The sequence below is a fragment of the candidate division KSB1 bacterium genome (genome assembly GCA_034506395.1).
Taxonomy (GTDB): domain Bacteria; phylum Zhuqueibacterota; class Zhuqueibacteria; order Thermofontimicrobiales; family Thermofontimicrobiaceae; genus Thermofontimicrobium.
The window spans coordinates 1-16,961 of sequence record JAPDPQ010000023.1; the positions used below are offsets into that span (position 1 = coordinate 1).

General features: G+C 44.9%; 12 protein-coding genes. 9 read left to right on the plus strand and 3 right to left on the minus strand.

Translation table 11 applies throughout. The features are described from left to right. From ONB37_14030 to rnr, 4 genes are all read left to right on the plus strand, one after another. On the plus strand, positions 1–477 hold a 477-nt coding region (locus ONB37_14030; GenBank protein ID MDZ7401276.1), incomplete at its 5' end, for a cbb3-type cytochrome c oxidase subunit I. Between the two features lie 102 nt (positions 478–579). After that, a complete protein-coding gene (locus tag ONB37_14035) occupies positions 580–918 on the plus strand; it encodes a cupin domain-containing protein (GenBank protein MDZ7401277.1) in 339 nt (112 codons plus the stop codon). Between the two features lie 388 nt (positions 919–1,306). Next, entirely contained in the window at positions 1,307–2,359 is a 1,053-nt protein-coding gene (locus ONB37_14040; GenBank protein MDZ7401278.1) for an aldose 1-epimerase family protein, read from the plus strand. Between the two features lie 132 nt (positions 2,360–2,491). Further along, complete coding sequence (gene rnr / locus ONB37_14045; protein MDZ7401279.1) at positions 2,492–4,612, plus strand: ribonuclease R; 2,121 nt, start codon at positions 2,492–2,494, stop codon at positions 4,610–4,612. 336 nt (positions 4,613–4,948) lie between these two features. On the opposite strand, the gene ONB37_14050 is transcribed toward rnr, so the two are convergent. The 3 genes from ONB37_14050 to ONB37_14060 form a co-directional block, all read right to left on the minus strand. Further along, positions 4,949–6,628 (minus strand): alkaline phosphatase family protein, encoded by a 1,680-nt coding sequence (locus ONB37_14050; GenBank protein MDZ7401280.1) that lies wholly within the window; start codon positions 6,626–6,628, stop codon positions 4,949–4,951. A 327-nt stretch (positions 6,629–6,955) separates the two neighbouring features. Then, on the minus strand, positions 6,956–7,330 hold the full coding sequence (locus ONB37_14055; GenBank protein ID MDZ7401281.1) for a hypothetical protein: 375 nt from the start codon (positions 7,328–7,330) through the stop codon (positions 6,956–6,958). Positions 7,331–7,548: 218 nt separating this feature from the next. Continuing rightward, entirely contained in the window at positions 7,549–9,576 is a 2,028-nt protein-coding gene (locus ONB37_14060; GenBank protein ID MDZ7401282.1) for a CotH kinase family protein, read from the minus strand. Positions 9,577–9,954: 378 nt separating this feature from the next. Between ONB37_14060 and ONB37_14065 the strand changes: the two genes are divergently transcribed. The 5 genes from ONB37_14065 to ONB37_14085 all read left to right on the plus strand — a co-directional run bounded on the left by ONB37_14065 (position 9,955) and on the right by ONB37_14085 (position 16,809). Beyond that, a complete protein-coding gene (locus tag ONB37_14065) occupies positions 9,955–11,064 on the plus strand; it encodes a DUF1611 domain-containing protein (GenBank protein MDZ7401283.1) in 1,110 nt (369 codons plus the stop codon). Then, a complete protein-coding gene (locus ONB37_14070) occupies positions 11,030–12,097 on the plus strand; it encodes a dipeptide epimerase (GenBank protein MDZ7401284.1) in 1,068 nt (355 codons plus the stop codon). The genes ONB37_14065 and ONB37_14070 overlap by 35 nt, the downstream gene beginning before the upstream one ends. 273 nt (positions 12,098–12,370) lie before the next feature. Next, entirely contained in the window at positions 12,371–13,339 is a 969-nt protein-coding gene (locus ONB37_14075) for a hypothetical protein (GenBank protein ID MDZ7401285.1), read from the plus strand. 703 nt (positions 13,340–14,042) lie between these two features. Beyond that, the gene (locus ONB37_14080; GenBank protein ID MDZ7401286.1) at positions 14,043–15,449 is read left to right on the plus strand and encodes a sigma-54 dependent transcriptional regulator; all 1,407 of its coding nucleotides are present in this window, start codon (positions 14,043–14,045) and stop codon (positions 15,447–15,449) included. Positions 15,450–16,275: 826 nt separating this feature from the next. Then, positions 16,276–16,809, plus strand: coding sequence for a hypothetical protein (locus ONB37_14085; protein MDZ7401287.1), 534 nt, complete (start codon positions 16,276–16,278; stop codon positions 16,807–16,809). Positions 16,810–16,961 lie beyond the last annotated feature (152 nt).

Genomic DNA, 16,961 nt, shown 5'->3' on the forward strand with positions numbered 1-16,961 from the left:
ATCTCGGTGGCGTTCTGGAACATGTTGGGCGCTGGTGTGTTCGGCTTTCTGATCAATCCGCCCATTGTGCTCTATTACATCCAGGGCATCAACACCACGCCGATCCATGGACATACCGCTTTATTCGGCGTCTATGGCTTGCTGGCCATTGCCCTGATGCTGTTTTCGGTCAGGCATATTTTCAAGAAAGCCGCCTGGTCGGATAATTTATTGAAATGGAGCTTCTGGGGCTTGAACGGCGGTCTGATGCTGATGACAGTCTTGAGCCTGATTCCATCGGGATTCTATCAATTCTATTATGCCGTGCGAGATGGTCTATGGTACGCCCGCAGCCCCGAAGTTGCCACCAGCAAAGCCATCCAGACGTTCTCCTGGATGCGGGTGGCTCCTGATCTGGTGTTTGCAGCAGGGGCGATTTTGTTGTTCGTCTTTTTGGTGAGAGCGGTGCGGATATCGTTTTGTAAAAAGCAAAATTAAAATTATTTCCCACGGATCATGGGACGCCCACAGATTTATAAAAAAATAATCAGCGATAGTTCTATGATCCGTGGGAAAATGAATTAGTTTATGAGGTAGACGATGCAAAAAAATCAATCTTCAAAATTGCCTTCCGCCGAAGCTGTTCGGCTGGAACAACTCATTGACTATTCCGCCAATTCCATCGTCAGTCGAGAAATCCTGAAAACCAAAACTGGCACACTGACGTTATTCGCCTTCGATGCGGGACAGGGATTAAGCGAGCATTCGGCGCCATTCGATGCCGTGGTGCACGTTCTGGATGGTCAGGCAGAAATTATGATCGGCGGAAAGATCGTGATTGCGAAAGCAGGCGAGACCGTGCTCATGCCTGCCAATGTGCCACATGCAGTGACTGCCCATCAAAGATTCAAGATGTTGTTGATCATGATTCGGGAATAGATTTGGGCGACGTGAGATATGCAATGAGAGGGAGGAGAAACCTATCCAGAGCTATTTGCCATCTCACGTCGCTCATTTTGTGTTTTCTATCTAATAAATAGCCGGTATGACATTTGCGGTTTCATTGGTCCTCTGTGAATGCCTACGATTATTATTCATCAAATGGATTAACTTCTTGCTTTTCTCCGAAAAAATCATTTAATTTATTTTATTCGTTGATCTATTGCCTTGGGACTTTAATCAGAAGTTTGATTCAGAACATCCAAAGCTGAGTCGAGATGATCAAAGTCAGGATGATTTTCAGTCCGAAAAGTGAGGTCATCGCTTCCCTCGACTGTTTCGGGATTGAAGCGAAGATGAGTAACACGTAATTTGGAGATGGAGGATTATGAAATTATATGGCAGAAACTGGACGCGAAGGGATCTTGAGGCGCGAGTGGGCCGCCTGGAACAAATTGGCGGAGTTCGCCGATTTGAATTGAAAGAAGGGCCAGAGGCTGGGGCGGAATTCATTCAAGTAAGAACCGGTTCCGGATTGAGCTATTACGTATCTCCTATGCGCTGTCTTGATATTTCTCTAACTGAATTTGGTGGTGTGCCGATAAGCTGGCAGGCTTCCACTGGAGAGATGCATCCTGCATACTATCGCGCTGAGGGCATGGAATGGCTGCGCACTGCTGCTGGCGGACTATTGATGACATGCGGATTGAGGCAAGTCGGTTCTCCAAATGAAGATCACGGGGAATCGCTCGGATTGCATGGTCGCATTCATCATCTACCGGCCCGGCAGGTCTCGGCTCAGGGCTTTTGGGTCAATGATGAATATGAAATGATCATTAGCGGCGTCATTGAAGAGACGCGGATTTTCGGAGAATATCTTCGTTTGACTCGACAGATTCGCAGTCGTCTCGGTGAAAATTCCATTGCAATTCATGATCAAATCGAGAATCTTGGTTTCGAGCCTTCGCCGTTGATGGTGCTTTATCATTTTAATTTTGGATTCCCGTTGATGTCGGAAGAGACGAAAATAGTTTTTCCCTCTCGAAAGGTCGTTCCGCGCGAACCAGAAACACCGCTGGAAGGCTACCAGCAATGGCAATCGCCAACGCCTGGCTATCGAGAACGAGTGTATTACCATGAAGATTTCATCACATCGTCAGATCGCGAGGCATGGGCGACAGCCGTGATTGAGAACCCTGGTTTTCCAATCGTAAATGGGGGTACGTGTTGTTTATCGGTGCGATTATCATGGTCGACTGAAAATTTGCCGCGACTGGTACAATGGAAAATGCCTGGAGCTGGGGTTCACGTATTAGGGATTGAGCCAGCCAATTGCCACGTTGGGGGCCGCGCTATGGAACGGCAGGAAGGTACATTGCGCTTCATTGAACCAGGCCAGGTTTTGCATTATGAACTAAAAATGGAAATCGAAGTAAAATAGGTCACTAAAAGTTAGAAAAGACCTCAATAATGCTCGGAGGTTTTGCAGCGCTTTTTAGGTATCTAAAATATCAATTCAATTACCTAAAGCCCAATATCGAATTTTGAATGTTTAAAATGAAACAGGGAAAAAATGAATAAATCAAAGATCCTTGAAATCCTTCAAAAGGATCCTGACCAGAGTTATAAGCCGAAGCATCTGGCAAGAATACTGAAGATTTCAAGTCAAAAATATCCAGCGTTCAAGCGAGAGATCAAGGAATTGATTGCTGAAAATAAGGTTGTGAAATTGAAACGAGGTAGAATTAGCTCTGCCAGAAGGCTGATCGAAGTGATTGGTAAGCTGCACGTTAAGACCCAAGGGTATGGTTTCCTCGTTACTGACGAAGGCGAGACCGATATTTTTATTAGCCAGAACAAAATGGGCACAGCGCTCCATGGCGATACGGTAAAGGTGCTACTTTATGCACGTCCTAATGAGGGACGAAGTCAAGAGGGAGAGGTCGTGGAGATCATCAAACGGGCGCGCAAAAACATTGTTGGCACCTTTCAACAGGGAAAATATTGGAGTACCGTGGTACCTGATGATTTAAAGATCCAGCGTGATTTTTACATTGCCCCAGAGCATACCATGAACGCCAAAGAAGGACAAAAAGTGGTCGTGAATCTGTTGGAATGGGATGATGTCCATCGCAATCCAATTGGTAAGGTGGTCGAGATTCTGGGGGAAGCTGGCGAGCCCGGAGTGGATATTATTTCGGTAGCTCGATCATTTGATCTGGCGGGAAACTTTTCAGCCAGCGCCATTGCCGAGGCCGAGAGAATTTCGAATCAAATCCCCGAATCGGAGATCCAGCGCCGGCTTGACTGGCGAAAAGAGTTGACGTTCACCATCGATCCTATTGACGCCAAAGATTTCGATGATGCGGTCTCGTTGAAGATATTAGAAAGTGGAAACTATCTTTTGGGTGTGCACATTGCCGATGTAAGCCACTACGTTAAACCGGGAAGCCAGCTTGATCTTGAGAGCCGGGATCGCGGAACCTCAGTCTATTTGGTCGATCGCGTCATACCGATGTTGCCAGAGCGGATCTCCAATGAAATTTGTTGCCTGAAACCTAATGAGGATAAATTGACATTTAGTGTGCTGATCGAACTGACTCCATCTGGGGATGTGGTGAATTACGAGATCCGAGAGAGCATCATCCGAAGCGATCGGCGCTTCACTTATGAAGAGGTTCAGCAAATCATCGAAGGCCAAAAAAAGGAGAAGAAATTTGCCGAAACGATCCAAAAGATGTTTGAATTAAGCAAGAAGCTGATCGAGAAGAGGCAGGGGAGAGGCAGCCTGGATTTTGCCAGCCAGGAAGTGCGGTTCAAATTGAATGATCAAGGCAAGCCGATTGCCATCGAGAAATTGGTGCAATTGGATAGCCATCGGCTTATCGAAGAATTTATGGTGCTGGCAAATTCGATTGTTGCGGGCCATATTTCGGAAAAGCTGAGTGAGCAAAATGGTGAGCTCTTGCCATTTCCCTATCGAATTCATGAGCGCCCTAGTGCTGAAAAACTACGGGATTTCAGCAAATTTGCCCAGGCGTTGGGGATCGATTTTGCGCCGAAGAAAAAAGTCACACCCAAGCTGTTTCAAAATTTGCAGCACCAGATCAGAGGATCTGAAATTGAGGTGCTTGTGGATCAGGTAATGATCCGAACCATGATGAAGGCCCGTTACAGCACCAAAAACGAGGGGCATTTTGGATTGGCGCTGAAACATTACTGCCATTTCACCTCGCCGATCCGGCGCTACCCTGATTTGATGGCGCATCGGTTATTGAAACAATATTTGGCTGATCCAAAGGCCCAGCCGATCAAAAAACGCCAATTAGAGAAGATCTGCACCCATGCCACCGAGCAGGAGATCAAAGCCATGGAAGCGGAGCGCGCTTCGGTGAAAGTGAAGCAATTGGAATTCATGCAGGACAAAATCGGCGAGACGTTCCACGGCATTATCTCTGGCGTCACTTCATTCGGTATCTTTGTGGAGATCACCGATTATTTGATCGAAGGCATGGTGCATATTTCTAATTTGCGGGATGATTATTATATCTACGAGGAGACCAAGTATCGACTGGTTGGGCAATATCATGGTCAGGTGTATCAATTGGGCGATCCGGTTGTGGTGATGGTGGTGCTGGTGAATCTCGATGAGCGGATTATTGATTTCGAGCTGGTGGAGTCGCTGAGGGATTAGGGCATGGAGCTTGGAGCGTGGGGCAAGGTGAGCGCCAGGGATTACGAACCGCATTCTTGATGAATAAACAGGTTCAAATATGCAAGTCGTGCAAATCGCACTATTCTTCGTCCTGAGATTTTTTTTCAGATATTTTTTACCGCTTTGCTACCCAATTGCCGAATGGAACAACTGCTTTTTTTAAGCGGATTACTGAATTGCCTTATTGGTTTAAAGATGTCATCTCTAAAAAACTTTTGCATGATAATTTAGTTGAGCTGTTGCGATTTTGCTTTGCAGCAAAATTTTAGCTTTATAGTTTGGTCGATTAAAATCTTAGAAGAAACGGCATAGGTTCTAAAATAATATTTTGCCATCCATTTTCTGAAAATTGATTTTAAACAAGTGAAGCAGTGTTGGTGCAATATCAACAATCCGCGCCGATGGAATTACCCCTCGGTCATAGCTTCTGGCTGCCATTGATTTAATTAATCTGCGATTATAAGGCGTTGCAAATATCAACGGTACATCGGAATCCGTCGCAACTAGGCTTCCATGTGTCGAGAGCATGCGTCGATTTTGTTCAAACCGAAAATTTTCGCTATAGTTTACCAATAACAAAATATCTCCGCTGTTATCGCTATATAACTCTTCGAGCCGCTCTTTCCCAAGCACGTAATTCTGATCAATGCCAAAATTTTTTGAAATGGGTTTGATGATATCAGTATGATTCATTAGATCGTATTTGTAAATCTGGTATTTCTTCTGGTCATAGTCTTTGAAAAGGATATAATCAAATGCGTTTGAAAAAGGGTTTGATGCGCTTGATTGGAGTTGATTGGCTTGGCTGAGTTCCTTTAAAATTGGGCGCAAATCTTGAAAATCAGGATGGTCTCGCCACTCTGCCCGAACATCTTTGACAACACCACGACGTACATAAATATGGGTTGCGCCTGCGGTGACATTGATTATTGCATTGGAAAATTGCTCCTGCTCAAATAGTTCGCTTTTATCCAGAGTATCATACCCGATTTTTTTGATTGCAGCGATCAGCTCTTTTTTCGTCACGCGTTTTTTGTTATCCATTTCGGCTCTGGTGTGTCCATGATCCGAACAGATGACAAACAGGGTATTTTCCAATGGATTGATTTTTGCCAGCTCCTCCCAGAGATTCAAAAACTTACCCAAGAGAACGTCGACGGTATTTACCAGATAATCTCGCTGTAATGCTACCTCGCCCTGGAGATGGGCCTGGTGATCATGCCCGCCGAAATAAAGCGTGATCAAATTCGGAGGCGCTTTTTTGAATTTAAGGTGCTCGCCTAAATATCCCAACAAATCCTCTATCATTTTATGATCGAAATTTTCGCGGTAATCGCCAATCCCATCGGCTCCGCTCTCAGTGATAAACTGAAACTGGCTCAATATATTTGGGATTAACCAATCGATCTCTTTTCCAGCTCCTTCAAAATTCCACGGGAGATGCCAGGTTACATGGTTCACGGCCTTTGTGCTTTGAGAGACAAACAAGTTGCAACTGACCACGCATTTGTAGCCTTGTTCGAAAAAGTAATCATAAATGGTGATGACTCCCTTGTTCAACATGCGATTACAACTTCCTTCGTTCAAATAGAAGCGCATTGCTTCAAAAGGTGAATAAAATCTGGATTTGCCGTCAGCGCCCAGTGATTTCCCTGCGCGATCAAAATGGAAGTTGGCGGTAATACCGTGATTTTTAGGAAAGAGACCAGTAAAAATTGAAGCCTGAGCTGGATAGGTGTAGGAAGGAAATATCGTTAAGCAATGATTTGCAGCTAATGAATCACATTTGGTAATGCCATAACTTTTTTCAAGCGCAATTTTATTCGGATCATATACACCTTCCAATTGGATGTTGCCTACAATTTTGGATAGGTTAGGCAACTTCTTATTCGCATCCCTACGCAGCGAGTCTTCGGCTAAAGTGTTGTACAAAACATCCCGTCTCAAACCGTCAATATCGATGATTACCGCATTTTGAATTGGTGGGGTTTTCATTTATAATTTCTCCCGTTATCCACTTATTTAGAACCAGCTTTTTGACGAGGAGGAATATTGCTAATCTTTATTAGAGCTTTTCAATGCTTTTTTTGAAATAATAAGGTGCACAAGCGTGCTCGTTCCAAAAATATTTTACCCGCCGATTTTGGTTATCAAGAAGATTTTCTTTTAGGGAAGCCATCTAAATTTTATGCTTTATGACACATGAAAGTAGCGCATTGGAGAGTTTGCCTGTCAATATATAGATTTCTTTGGAGATTGTCAAGCAAAAATTCAAAATGAATCAAAGCACTTGCAAAAGAATTTAGAATTTCTTGGCCATTTTTAGATTGAAAAGCTATGTAGAAATTTGCAAGCGAAATCCTTTGAACAGTTAGGAACCATTTCCAATGCTAAAAACCTCTTGTCAAGATTGCTGAAGCTATTGATGTCAATCGAAGAATTGGGGGAATTTAATGTCGTTTTCACCCGCTCCATTTCTTTTTTCCGACCGATGAATTCAGTGCGAGAGGGAAGGTTGGAATAGATTTCTGGTTTAGGTGGTTCAGGCGGCGCTTGCGGCAGGGAGTTATCTGGAAGAGTTGGTTTTCGAAGTCGTTTCACGAAGAGATAGCTTAACAGAGTGATAATACCAGCAGCAATGAGTGCACCGATGGCTTCGGGGAGGGCATTGAGGAGGATTTCGATTAGTCTTTGCATTGATTTTCCTTTTTTTCCAAAACGCTTTAGCGCTTTTCCATCTCTCCGTCTGCGGACCTGTCCGCCGACAAAAGGATTTGTTGAAAGAGATGGATACCATCCGCCAACTTGCGAATGGTGTCCATCTGATTTCTAGCATCACAAAAGTATAAAATAATTTCAAAAAAGTCAATCTAAGTTTCTGATTCGTATGGCAGGATGCCATCTTGCCCTAAAAATCAGCGCAGCAACACCATCTTCCTCGTCATCTGAAAACTCTCAGTCTTTGATTGATAAAAATACGTTCCACTAGTCACGGGATTGCCCGAGTCATCCTGGCCATTCCAATCAAGTGCATGAGACCCAGCAGAAAAATATGTATCGGCCAATATTTTGACCATCTGTCCCGAAAGATTGAATATCTGTAACGTGACCTTGCCCGACATCGGCAAATGAAATTGGATTCGGGTCGAACCATTGAATGGATTGGGATAGTTCTGGCTGAGTTCAAAATTTTCAGGTGATGATACTTTTCGATCAGCAACCAGCGTTTCAGTTTTATTGGGCGCTCCAGGCGTTGGCGGCATGGCAGACCATTTTTTCCCGCCATCGGGCAATCTGCCATAAGAGAGATCGGTCTGCTGGGCATTAAAGGTGCGGGTGTCGATCAGGTAATTGCCCTCGGCCATGGTTGCAAAGAGCACCAGTTGCTCTCCATCGGCGGAGAGGCGGAAATTGGTGTGAAGTTTCCCCTGCGTGGGATCGCCATCAGCCCAGATGAGGAGAAATCCCTTCGGCGCAATGGTCGTGTCGGGCAACATCCAGCGGGTCGAATGGGCGGGATCATCGGAGAGGAACATGCCCTTAACATTGAATGGCTGGGAATCGGCATTATATAGTTCGATCCAGTCGTCGTACTCGCCATATTCATCGGCGAGGGTTCGCTTGTTACTGGCCATAAATTCGTTGATGACCACAGGCGGCGGATAAAAGGTCGCTAATTGGGAGGTAGCGCTGGCGATCCGCAGCTTGATGTACGGCTTGATCCCGTAAGGGACGTGGTTATATTTAGTGGGAACCGAGGTCTCGAACGATTGATGAAAATCCGAAATTGAGAAATCCCAATCCAATATGCGAAAGCTATCGGCGGCAACGGCTGGGGTGATCATGGCTTTGAGCTGATCGATGCGGGGCTCCTGGGCTTCGAAGCTGAACTCATTGTTCATGAACGTTTCCAGATATAAAGTGTAGCGATAGCGATATTCGGGAAGCTCCAAGATTCTCGTCACCAGCGGGCGTTTCTCCTGCATATTGCCCCAGCGATAGATATTCCGTGTCGCCCAATCGCCGCCGACCCAATCAATGCCATAGGTATTGTCGTAATCGTAAGGGATGAATTCAAACTTGTCAGTGGCGGTGTTGTGATAGAGATAGTAGTTGTTCTTCAAATACCAGTAATCATCCCAACTGCCGACGAGCACGTTCAGCGCCAGCCATTTCAGAAAATTGTCCACGTTGAAGACTTTTTCGAGCTCGATTTTAAACTGCGAGGCTGGTGTATTATTCAGCACATCGATGAAATGCACCAGGTCGGAATAGTCGTTTTTGTCTTTGTTGGTCATCAACTCATAAGCCTGACGATCCCCAAAGAATTTTTTATATAGCTGTTGGTCCGGACCCAAATAGACTAGATCGGCAGGCCAAAGGCATTTGTATAAATTCCCATTTTGATTGCCGAATCGTTTCTGGACGAACTCATCGTCCACATGCTCGACATTGATGTACAGGCCATAATATTTATCGTTGATGTAAAGTCGCACATGATTGGCGCGCGAAGCAGGGACGCGGATTTGCTGAAACAGATCCCAGCACAATTTCGAGCGCATGATGCTAGGATCATTATGCTCGCCATTCAGGTTCATTTTCTCCAAACCATAAAATTTGCGGCCCGGGACGAAATGGTTAAAATCTATTTTGAAAGATTTTTTGGCTGACGTACGAGAGGTATTGCCTCGGATTCGGAATCCGATCAGCAGCACCGTATCCCCAGGAATGATCGCATTCCGATAATAAAAGGCTGCTGGAAATAGACTATCGCTTTTTGCATTAGCAGGATCCAAAATGGAATTTAGGTAAGCAGGATTGATCAGGATTTTGACATCTCCAATGGTTCGATCGTCAAAGATCTTCCAACTTTCGTCCGCCGCAATGTCAGTGAATGCGCTGAACCAGAGCAATACCAATGCAATGAATGCGAATCGTCTCATAATTCTTCCCTTTCGTGCTGAATAATGATAGTCAATTCAAAATTCATAGTCAAGGAATTTAAGTGCGATGATCAAAAAATAAAAATTCTTCTTGTTTTTTTGTGATAAAATGGTTAATATTGACCCTGCTAAAAAATCGATTGGCTTCCATTCATGCAGAGATTTGGAAGCGAAATTATCAGTTGAATTCGAATTGTAATGCATGAACGGTCAAGATAACAACCCGTCATCACCAGAGCCGCCTTCCCGATCCCAAGGTCTCACTGAGGAGCCTCCACCGCCATTCTGGTCGGAAGCATCGCGAATGTATTGTTTTCGCTTTTTCCTTAATGACTTCATCCCTGATCATTCGATTGTTCCAAAATCTAAGGGGGAACAATGAGCTCAAGTGTTGAAGGAAACGCGATTATTTACTGCGAGGGAGCTTTTAACACTCCTACTGGCAAAACTTGCCATGGATTAGTGAGACGCACGAGTCGGTATAAAATCCTGTCCGTGGTCGATTCGCGGTTTGCTGGTCAGGATGCGGGTCAAATATTGGACGGTAAACCCAATCAGATCACAATTTATCCGAGCATTGAGACGGCCCTCCAAGCGGCTAAAGAAAGGTATGAACCAGCGCAATTTTTAGTGATCGGTCTGGCGCCAGATGGGGGGCAATTGGACCCGAAAGCCCGTTCGGATGTAAAAAAGGCGATCCAGTTAGGCTTGCATATCGATTCAGGGCTGCATGATTTTCTCAGTGAAGATCCAGAGTTTGTCGCGCTGGCAAAACATCATGGCGTCCAATTGCGCGACATCCGCAAGACGCCGCCACGAAACCAGCTCCATTTTTTCAGCGGCAAAATCGAGCAGGTCGATTCATTAAAGATCGCTGTATTGGGGACGGATTCTGCTGTGGGCAAACGAACGACCGCCTGGGTAATCGTGGATGCAATCAAGAATGCGGGCTATTCAGCCGAACTGATTGGGACCGGGCAGACCGCCTGGATGCAGGGCGCGCGATATGGTATCATTCTGGACTCGTTGATCAATGATTTCGTCTCTGGCGAACTCGAGCATGCCATCTGGTCAGCTTGGAACGAGCAACACCCTGATGCGATTGTGATCGAAGGGCAGGGAAGCCTGCTGAATCCCGCTTATCCTGGCGGCTTTGAAATTCTTGCTGCCGGGCGACCTGATGTCATTGTATTGCAACATGCTCCGGCTCGAAAAGAGTATGATGGATTCCCTGGTTATCCGATCCATCCGCTCGCGCAACAAATCCAGGCCATTGAAATCATATCTGGTAAACCAATAGTTGCGATCACAATCAACCATGAAAATCTGGAATTAGAAAGTATACCAGCAATCTGTCACCAACTCCAGATAGAGACGGGCATTCCTGCGTTTGACGTTCTGTTGGATGGCGCTGATACAATCGTGGATATTTTAAGACCCTATTTGCTTCGTCATGAAAATCATAAAAGTCGAAGCTTGGCCCATTGAGCTCAAGTTGAGCCAGGCATACACCATTGCTTACGAATCCATCGATTCGGCGATCAATGTGATCCTCCGCATCGAGACGGATCACGGACTGGTTGGTTTTGGCTGTGCTGCGCCAGATGAATATGTCACTGGCGAAAATGAAAGGACGGTGATGAATGCCATCCAGCAGGCGGTGGTGCCGATCCTAAATGGAGCCGATCCCTTGCGAACCAGGTGGCTGCTTGAACAGATCAGGGCCGCTATCGGCGAACAAAATGCAGCGCTGGCTGCCGTGGACATCGCCCTGTATGATTTGCTGGGCAAGTGTGCCAATCTGCCACTATGGCGTTTATTGGGCGGTTTTCGGGATCGGATCGCGACCAGTGTGACCGTCGGGATTTTGCCTGAAGCGGAGACTGTGGCGCAAGCTTTATTATGGACTCATCAGGGTTTTAAGTGTCTGAAACTCAAAGGGGGATTGGATGTCGATGCCGATATTGTCCGCGTGATGAAAGTGAGGGAAGCAGTTGGGCATGAAGTCGCCCTTCGCTTCGATGCTAATCAGGGCTACACCGTTGCACAGGCGATTAAATTCGCCGAGCAAACTCAAACAGCGGAGCTGGAATTCATCGAACAACCCACCTCGAAAGATGATCGAGAAGGATTAAAATATTTAGCCAAGCATCTTCCACTGCTGGTTATGGCCGATGAAAGCGTCATTAGTTTGACTGATACTATCGAACTTGCAAAAGCCGAAGGGGCCAATCTGCTCAATGTGAAGCTGATGAAGATGGGGGGCATCACCGAGGCCCTTCAAATTTGTGCGGTGGCGCGATCCAAAGATATTAGCGTAATGGTCGGTTGCATGGATGAGTCGGTCCTTGGAATTGCCGGTGGATTGCATGTGGCGCTAAGTCAGCCCAATATAAAATATGCTGATTTAGATGGTCATCTCGGCCTATTGAATGATCCATTCGTCGGCGGAGTGGTTTTAAAAGATGGAATGCTATTCCCGACCGATAATCCAGGCCTGGGCTGTGATCAAGTTGAATGAAAGGGCAAATCAAATATCAGCCCATGCCAAAAGCGATTTCCATTGAAGAAAGTTGTGCCAAGTTGAAATAGCTAACAAAATTCACGTCATGCCTGCGAGGGCAGGCATCTTTCAAATTGGTGAATCGTTTAATAAATGCAACTCTTGCCTTCACGGGAGTGAAATTGCCGTATTTACAGTTTGCTCATTTTTAAAACTCGAATCGATCCATACGATAGAAAATTGACTGGAATTCCAAGGGCCCTGGAAGATCGAATTTAAATCTAAATAACTATGCCGCAAATTTATGATTTTTGTATTGCCACTGATTGGGAATATGATCGGGATTTTTTGCATCTGGTTCAACACTATGCTCAACAAGTCCATGGTTTGAGCACTTATATTGTCGAACCGTTCAATTTGGAAGAGACGATTCGGAAACTTCGCAATCAAGAATTGGCATTCAATTTCTTGTTCGATCGGGGTTCAGATAGCACCCCAGAGTTCTTAGACCTCCATCGATGGCTGGTGGAACGCGGTACTCCAGTATTAGATCCTTTAGAGCGGCTAAGATGGGCTTCGGATAAAGCCACAATGCATTTGGAGTTCATTTCAAACGGATTGATAACGCCGTATACGATTATCATTCCGCCATTCAGTACAACCGCAGATCTATTTTTATCCGTGGCTGATCTGGCCAAATTGGGCCGACCGTTTATCATAAAGCCTGCGAACACCACCGGCGGAGGGATTGGTGTCGTTAATGGGGCAGAAACTTTGCAGGATGTCTTGCAGGTGCGTAAAGAATATGGGGATGATAAATATTTGTTGCAAGAGAAAGTGATACCTCTGGAAAAAGACCAGAAGCGGTTCTGGTTCCGGGGCTTTTATTGCTGTGGCATAATTGAATGCGCCTGGTGGAACGATCTCACCCATGTTTACGAATCGCTGACAGCAGAAGACATCACCAATTTTCAACTGCAACCGCTATTTGATATCGTAAAAAAAATCTCAACCTTGATCAAACTGAATTTCTTTTCCACCGAAATCGCCATGAATCGGCGAAGCGAATTCATTGTGGTCGATTATGTCAATGAAATTTGTGATATGCGGCTGAAATCGGTCCATTTTGATGGGGTTCCAGATGAGATTGTCAAAAAAATCGCATCTCAGATCGCTAAATATGTTTGGGAACGGATTGCTGAGGCGGGTCGAAATCGATCGCTGCCTTTATTCGTGACCACTAATCATGATTTCCGTTAGAGTAATCGGGTTATCCAGATTCGATTACTGCAGTTTCTAATTCGTTTTTATTGCAAAATTCCAAAAACAAGGCAAGATGTCAAGCTGTCCGCTCGCTAATCATGGGCATCGACCGAAGCGATGCAAGCGGGAAAAGGTGTCATTCTTAAGTTGACACCAAATACCAACTGACGTTCAGACTTCTCCAGATAACTTTGATTGAAATAATGGCTATGAAAAAGATTCCTGCGTTCGCAGGAATGACATGGTTTAATTGAAATTCACATTTTGATCCAAAATGCAATTCATGAAGATCAGCGAAATCAAATCAAAAGTGGAGCGCAAGAGGAAGACCTTAAGGGCTGTTTGATGAATATGGGGGAATGACCAAAATTTTTTGCAACTGTTAAATCAAACCTGAGAATTCTGGCAAATCAAATTTTGCCCGCCACTGACAATAAGTTCGATCCTGCTCAAGAAGAAATTAATCGATCAAACAATTCGAAGTGCGATTGAACAGAGATTTCGATTTGGAATTTCAGTGATGGGTCCAATTTAAAAAGCCCTTGGCCGTTCGCCGATTGGCGAACTAACTTAGGCTAATTCATCTGATTGAGGTTCAGTTTATCGGAATTAGTGGTTTTTCGAGTACGATCATTAATTTTTTGAGAAACAAAACCGCAAATGAACGAATAGAAAACTCTCGAGGAAAAAATTCATTGCTATGAAGTACATCCTGATTGCAACCACCAATGTTGATGCGATAGATATAATAAAAGTCTGTTTTGAGACTGGCTACAAAATCGAGCCAGTGCAATCGCTGGAAGAAGCGATTGAGCAATTCCAGCGCAAGCGTTTCGACTTTGTCTTCATTGATATCGATTTACTGAAGTCATTAAAGACTGAGAACGATTATAAAAATCAGTTGCAATTGTTTTGGCGGATCAATTCTGATGCGGAAATCATCGTGCTCGCCTTGCCACAACAGATTAGAGACGCCGTGAATGCGGTGAAAGCAGGTGCCAGCAATTATTTGACTTTTCCATTGAATCCTGAAGAGGTAAAATATGTCGTCGATAGTCTTCAGGAGTACAAGCGGATGCACTCGGAGCTGGATTATCTGCGTGATCGGTTCTGGCGGACGGACTCGCTCTCGGTATTGCAGACCAACTCGAACAAGATGAAAGAGGTTTTTAGCCGAGTGCGGGCTGTCGCGCCAACAGAAAGCACCGTGTTGCTAACCGGTGAGACTGGGACTGGTAAAGGGGTGATCGCCCGGCTGATCCATAAACATAGCCAGAGAAGCACCAAACAGTTCATCAGCGTTCATTGCGGTGCAATTCCTGATACCCTATTGGAGAGTGAGCTGTTTGGTCATGAAAAAGGGGCGTTCACTGGCGCTGTGCGACGAAAACTTGGCAAGTTTGAGATTGCCCACGGCGGGACAATTTTTCTCGATGAGATCGGAACGATATCGGCAGCCATGCAGATCAAGCTGTTGCAGGTGTTGCAGGATCGCACCATTGTTCGGGTGGGCGGTGAGACCGAAATTAAGACCGATGTCCGCATTATCGCCGCGACCAACACCAATTTGAAGCAGTTGTGCGACCAAGGTCTATTTCGGAGTGATCTGTACTATCGCTTGAACGTGTTCCCGCTGGAAATCCCACCATTGCGCGAGCGGGTTGAAGATATCCCCATCTTGGTCGATAATTTCCTGAAGCGATTGAATCGATTGAACGCCAAAAATATTTCCGATATCCATCCTGATGTGCTGGATGCATTCGAAGCATATTCTTGGCCAGGCAATATCCGAGAGTTGGAAAATCTCATCGAGCGGGCATACATTTTAGAAACATCTTCTATTTTAACTCCGAAAAGCTTCCCGCTGGAGCTATTCACCTATCAGACCAAGAAAAACCGATATGCCATTGATACCAGCCAAACCTTGAAAGAGGTCAGAAAGCATGCGATCGAACGGGTCGAACGACAATATTTGACCGAACTGCTGACCAAACATCGCGGCAGGATCAACGCCACAGCTGAGGCTGCTGGTATCAGCGAGCGACAATTGCATAAGCTGCTCACGCGATATGGGATCAATAAAGAAGATTTCAAACAAAAAAGCTGATGCAGCAACATGACGAATTTGTCCCTTTCCTTGCCAAAGTTAGCAGATAAAACTGGTTCGTCTCATATTCCTTTCTCATGCAATTCGTGCGTGGAGTGTTGATCTATGGGTAGCTAATAATCAGATTTCAATCTACGGATTTTGTACACATTAATTATGGGTAGAATGGTTGATGACAAACATCTTGATCCCAAAAGCTTAATTGGCGCTCAGCTTAGGATTTTTTGCAAAATGATCGAATCATGGTAGCGACTCGTTGTCGCTGATAAATTAAACGCGCCAGCTTCTTTTAATCAAACCTAAATCAAAGATCATCGGAGCAGAGTGGGGCATCGGTTTTTAGACCGCAAAATTAGCTGCTGAAACATTGTCCTGCCAAAAATCATCCTATCAAAAATAATCGCACCAAAATCTCCTCAGATACAAGATGATACCTCAAATCAACTAATAGAACTGAAAGCTTGCGAATTCTCGTTTTGTTAATGGATCGCTTCATTGGCAAAATTCCTTGGAATTTTGTTCGAAAAAATCTTTTGCAAATATTGCCATCTATTATGAATGCTTGCCTAAGGCATTCAGTCATCTTTTGAAATTCTCAGTACTCCTGTTTGACTTCGGTCTATTTAATTTGTTAAGTGCTCAAAAGCTGGTTGGGACTAAAATTATAACTTCTGCAACAAACGAAATTTTCCGTGATGCTGACTGATAGCCTGTATATTTACATAGACTCTTTTGTCCAATTTTCTTAAGCAATTTATTCTCCCAATCTGGCGAGTTCAAATGTCAGAATTGGTAAACAATGTCTATTTAAGGGAAGGCGGCAGGTATGAGAAAAATACTTCTTATCAGTTTAGTGACATTGCTTTGGGCGCTCAATTTATCAGCCCAAATTGAGCCGGGGGATTCGGAAATCAGCTTTCTCGGTTACTATTCCACCATGGTGGGGGCCGATTATAACAACGGTGGAACTGGGATCATCCAATTGAGCTATGGATATTTTATTAGTTCCAGGCTACAACTTGGTATTGGACCGCAAGTGACATTTACGCCCGGATATACCAGCGTTTACTACAGCCATGGCGCAGAAGTAAAGCTGAGCGGGACTGCGTTTTTCAATTTTAACCTGAATACCAATTCAAAAACGATCCGATATATTTTCTCTCAATGGTATCAATCGGATTTCTCGCCTCCGAGCGGGAATTTAACCGATGCTGCATTCTGGACGCTTGGCGTCGGCGTTCGAAATTTTTTCACCGAGTACGCATCGATCAATACCGCTGTCAGTTATGGAATGTCGATGGCTAAAAATTCCAAAATGGGGATGCTAATGATCATTAGCGGCCTTTCATTCATTTTTTGATCAGTTCGCTATCCCTTAAGTTCAGCGATGCGAGGACAAGGAAGCTGATGATTATCTATCGGGCAGATGCAATAGGGGTGGTGCTTGCGTCATAACCAGCAATGTATTCATCGGTTGATTCGGAGCCAGCGAGACTTTTATCTGCCAAATTC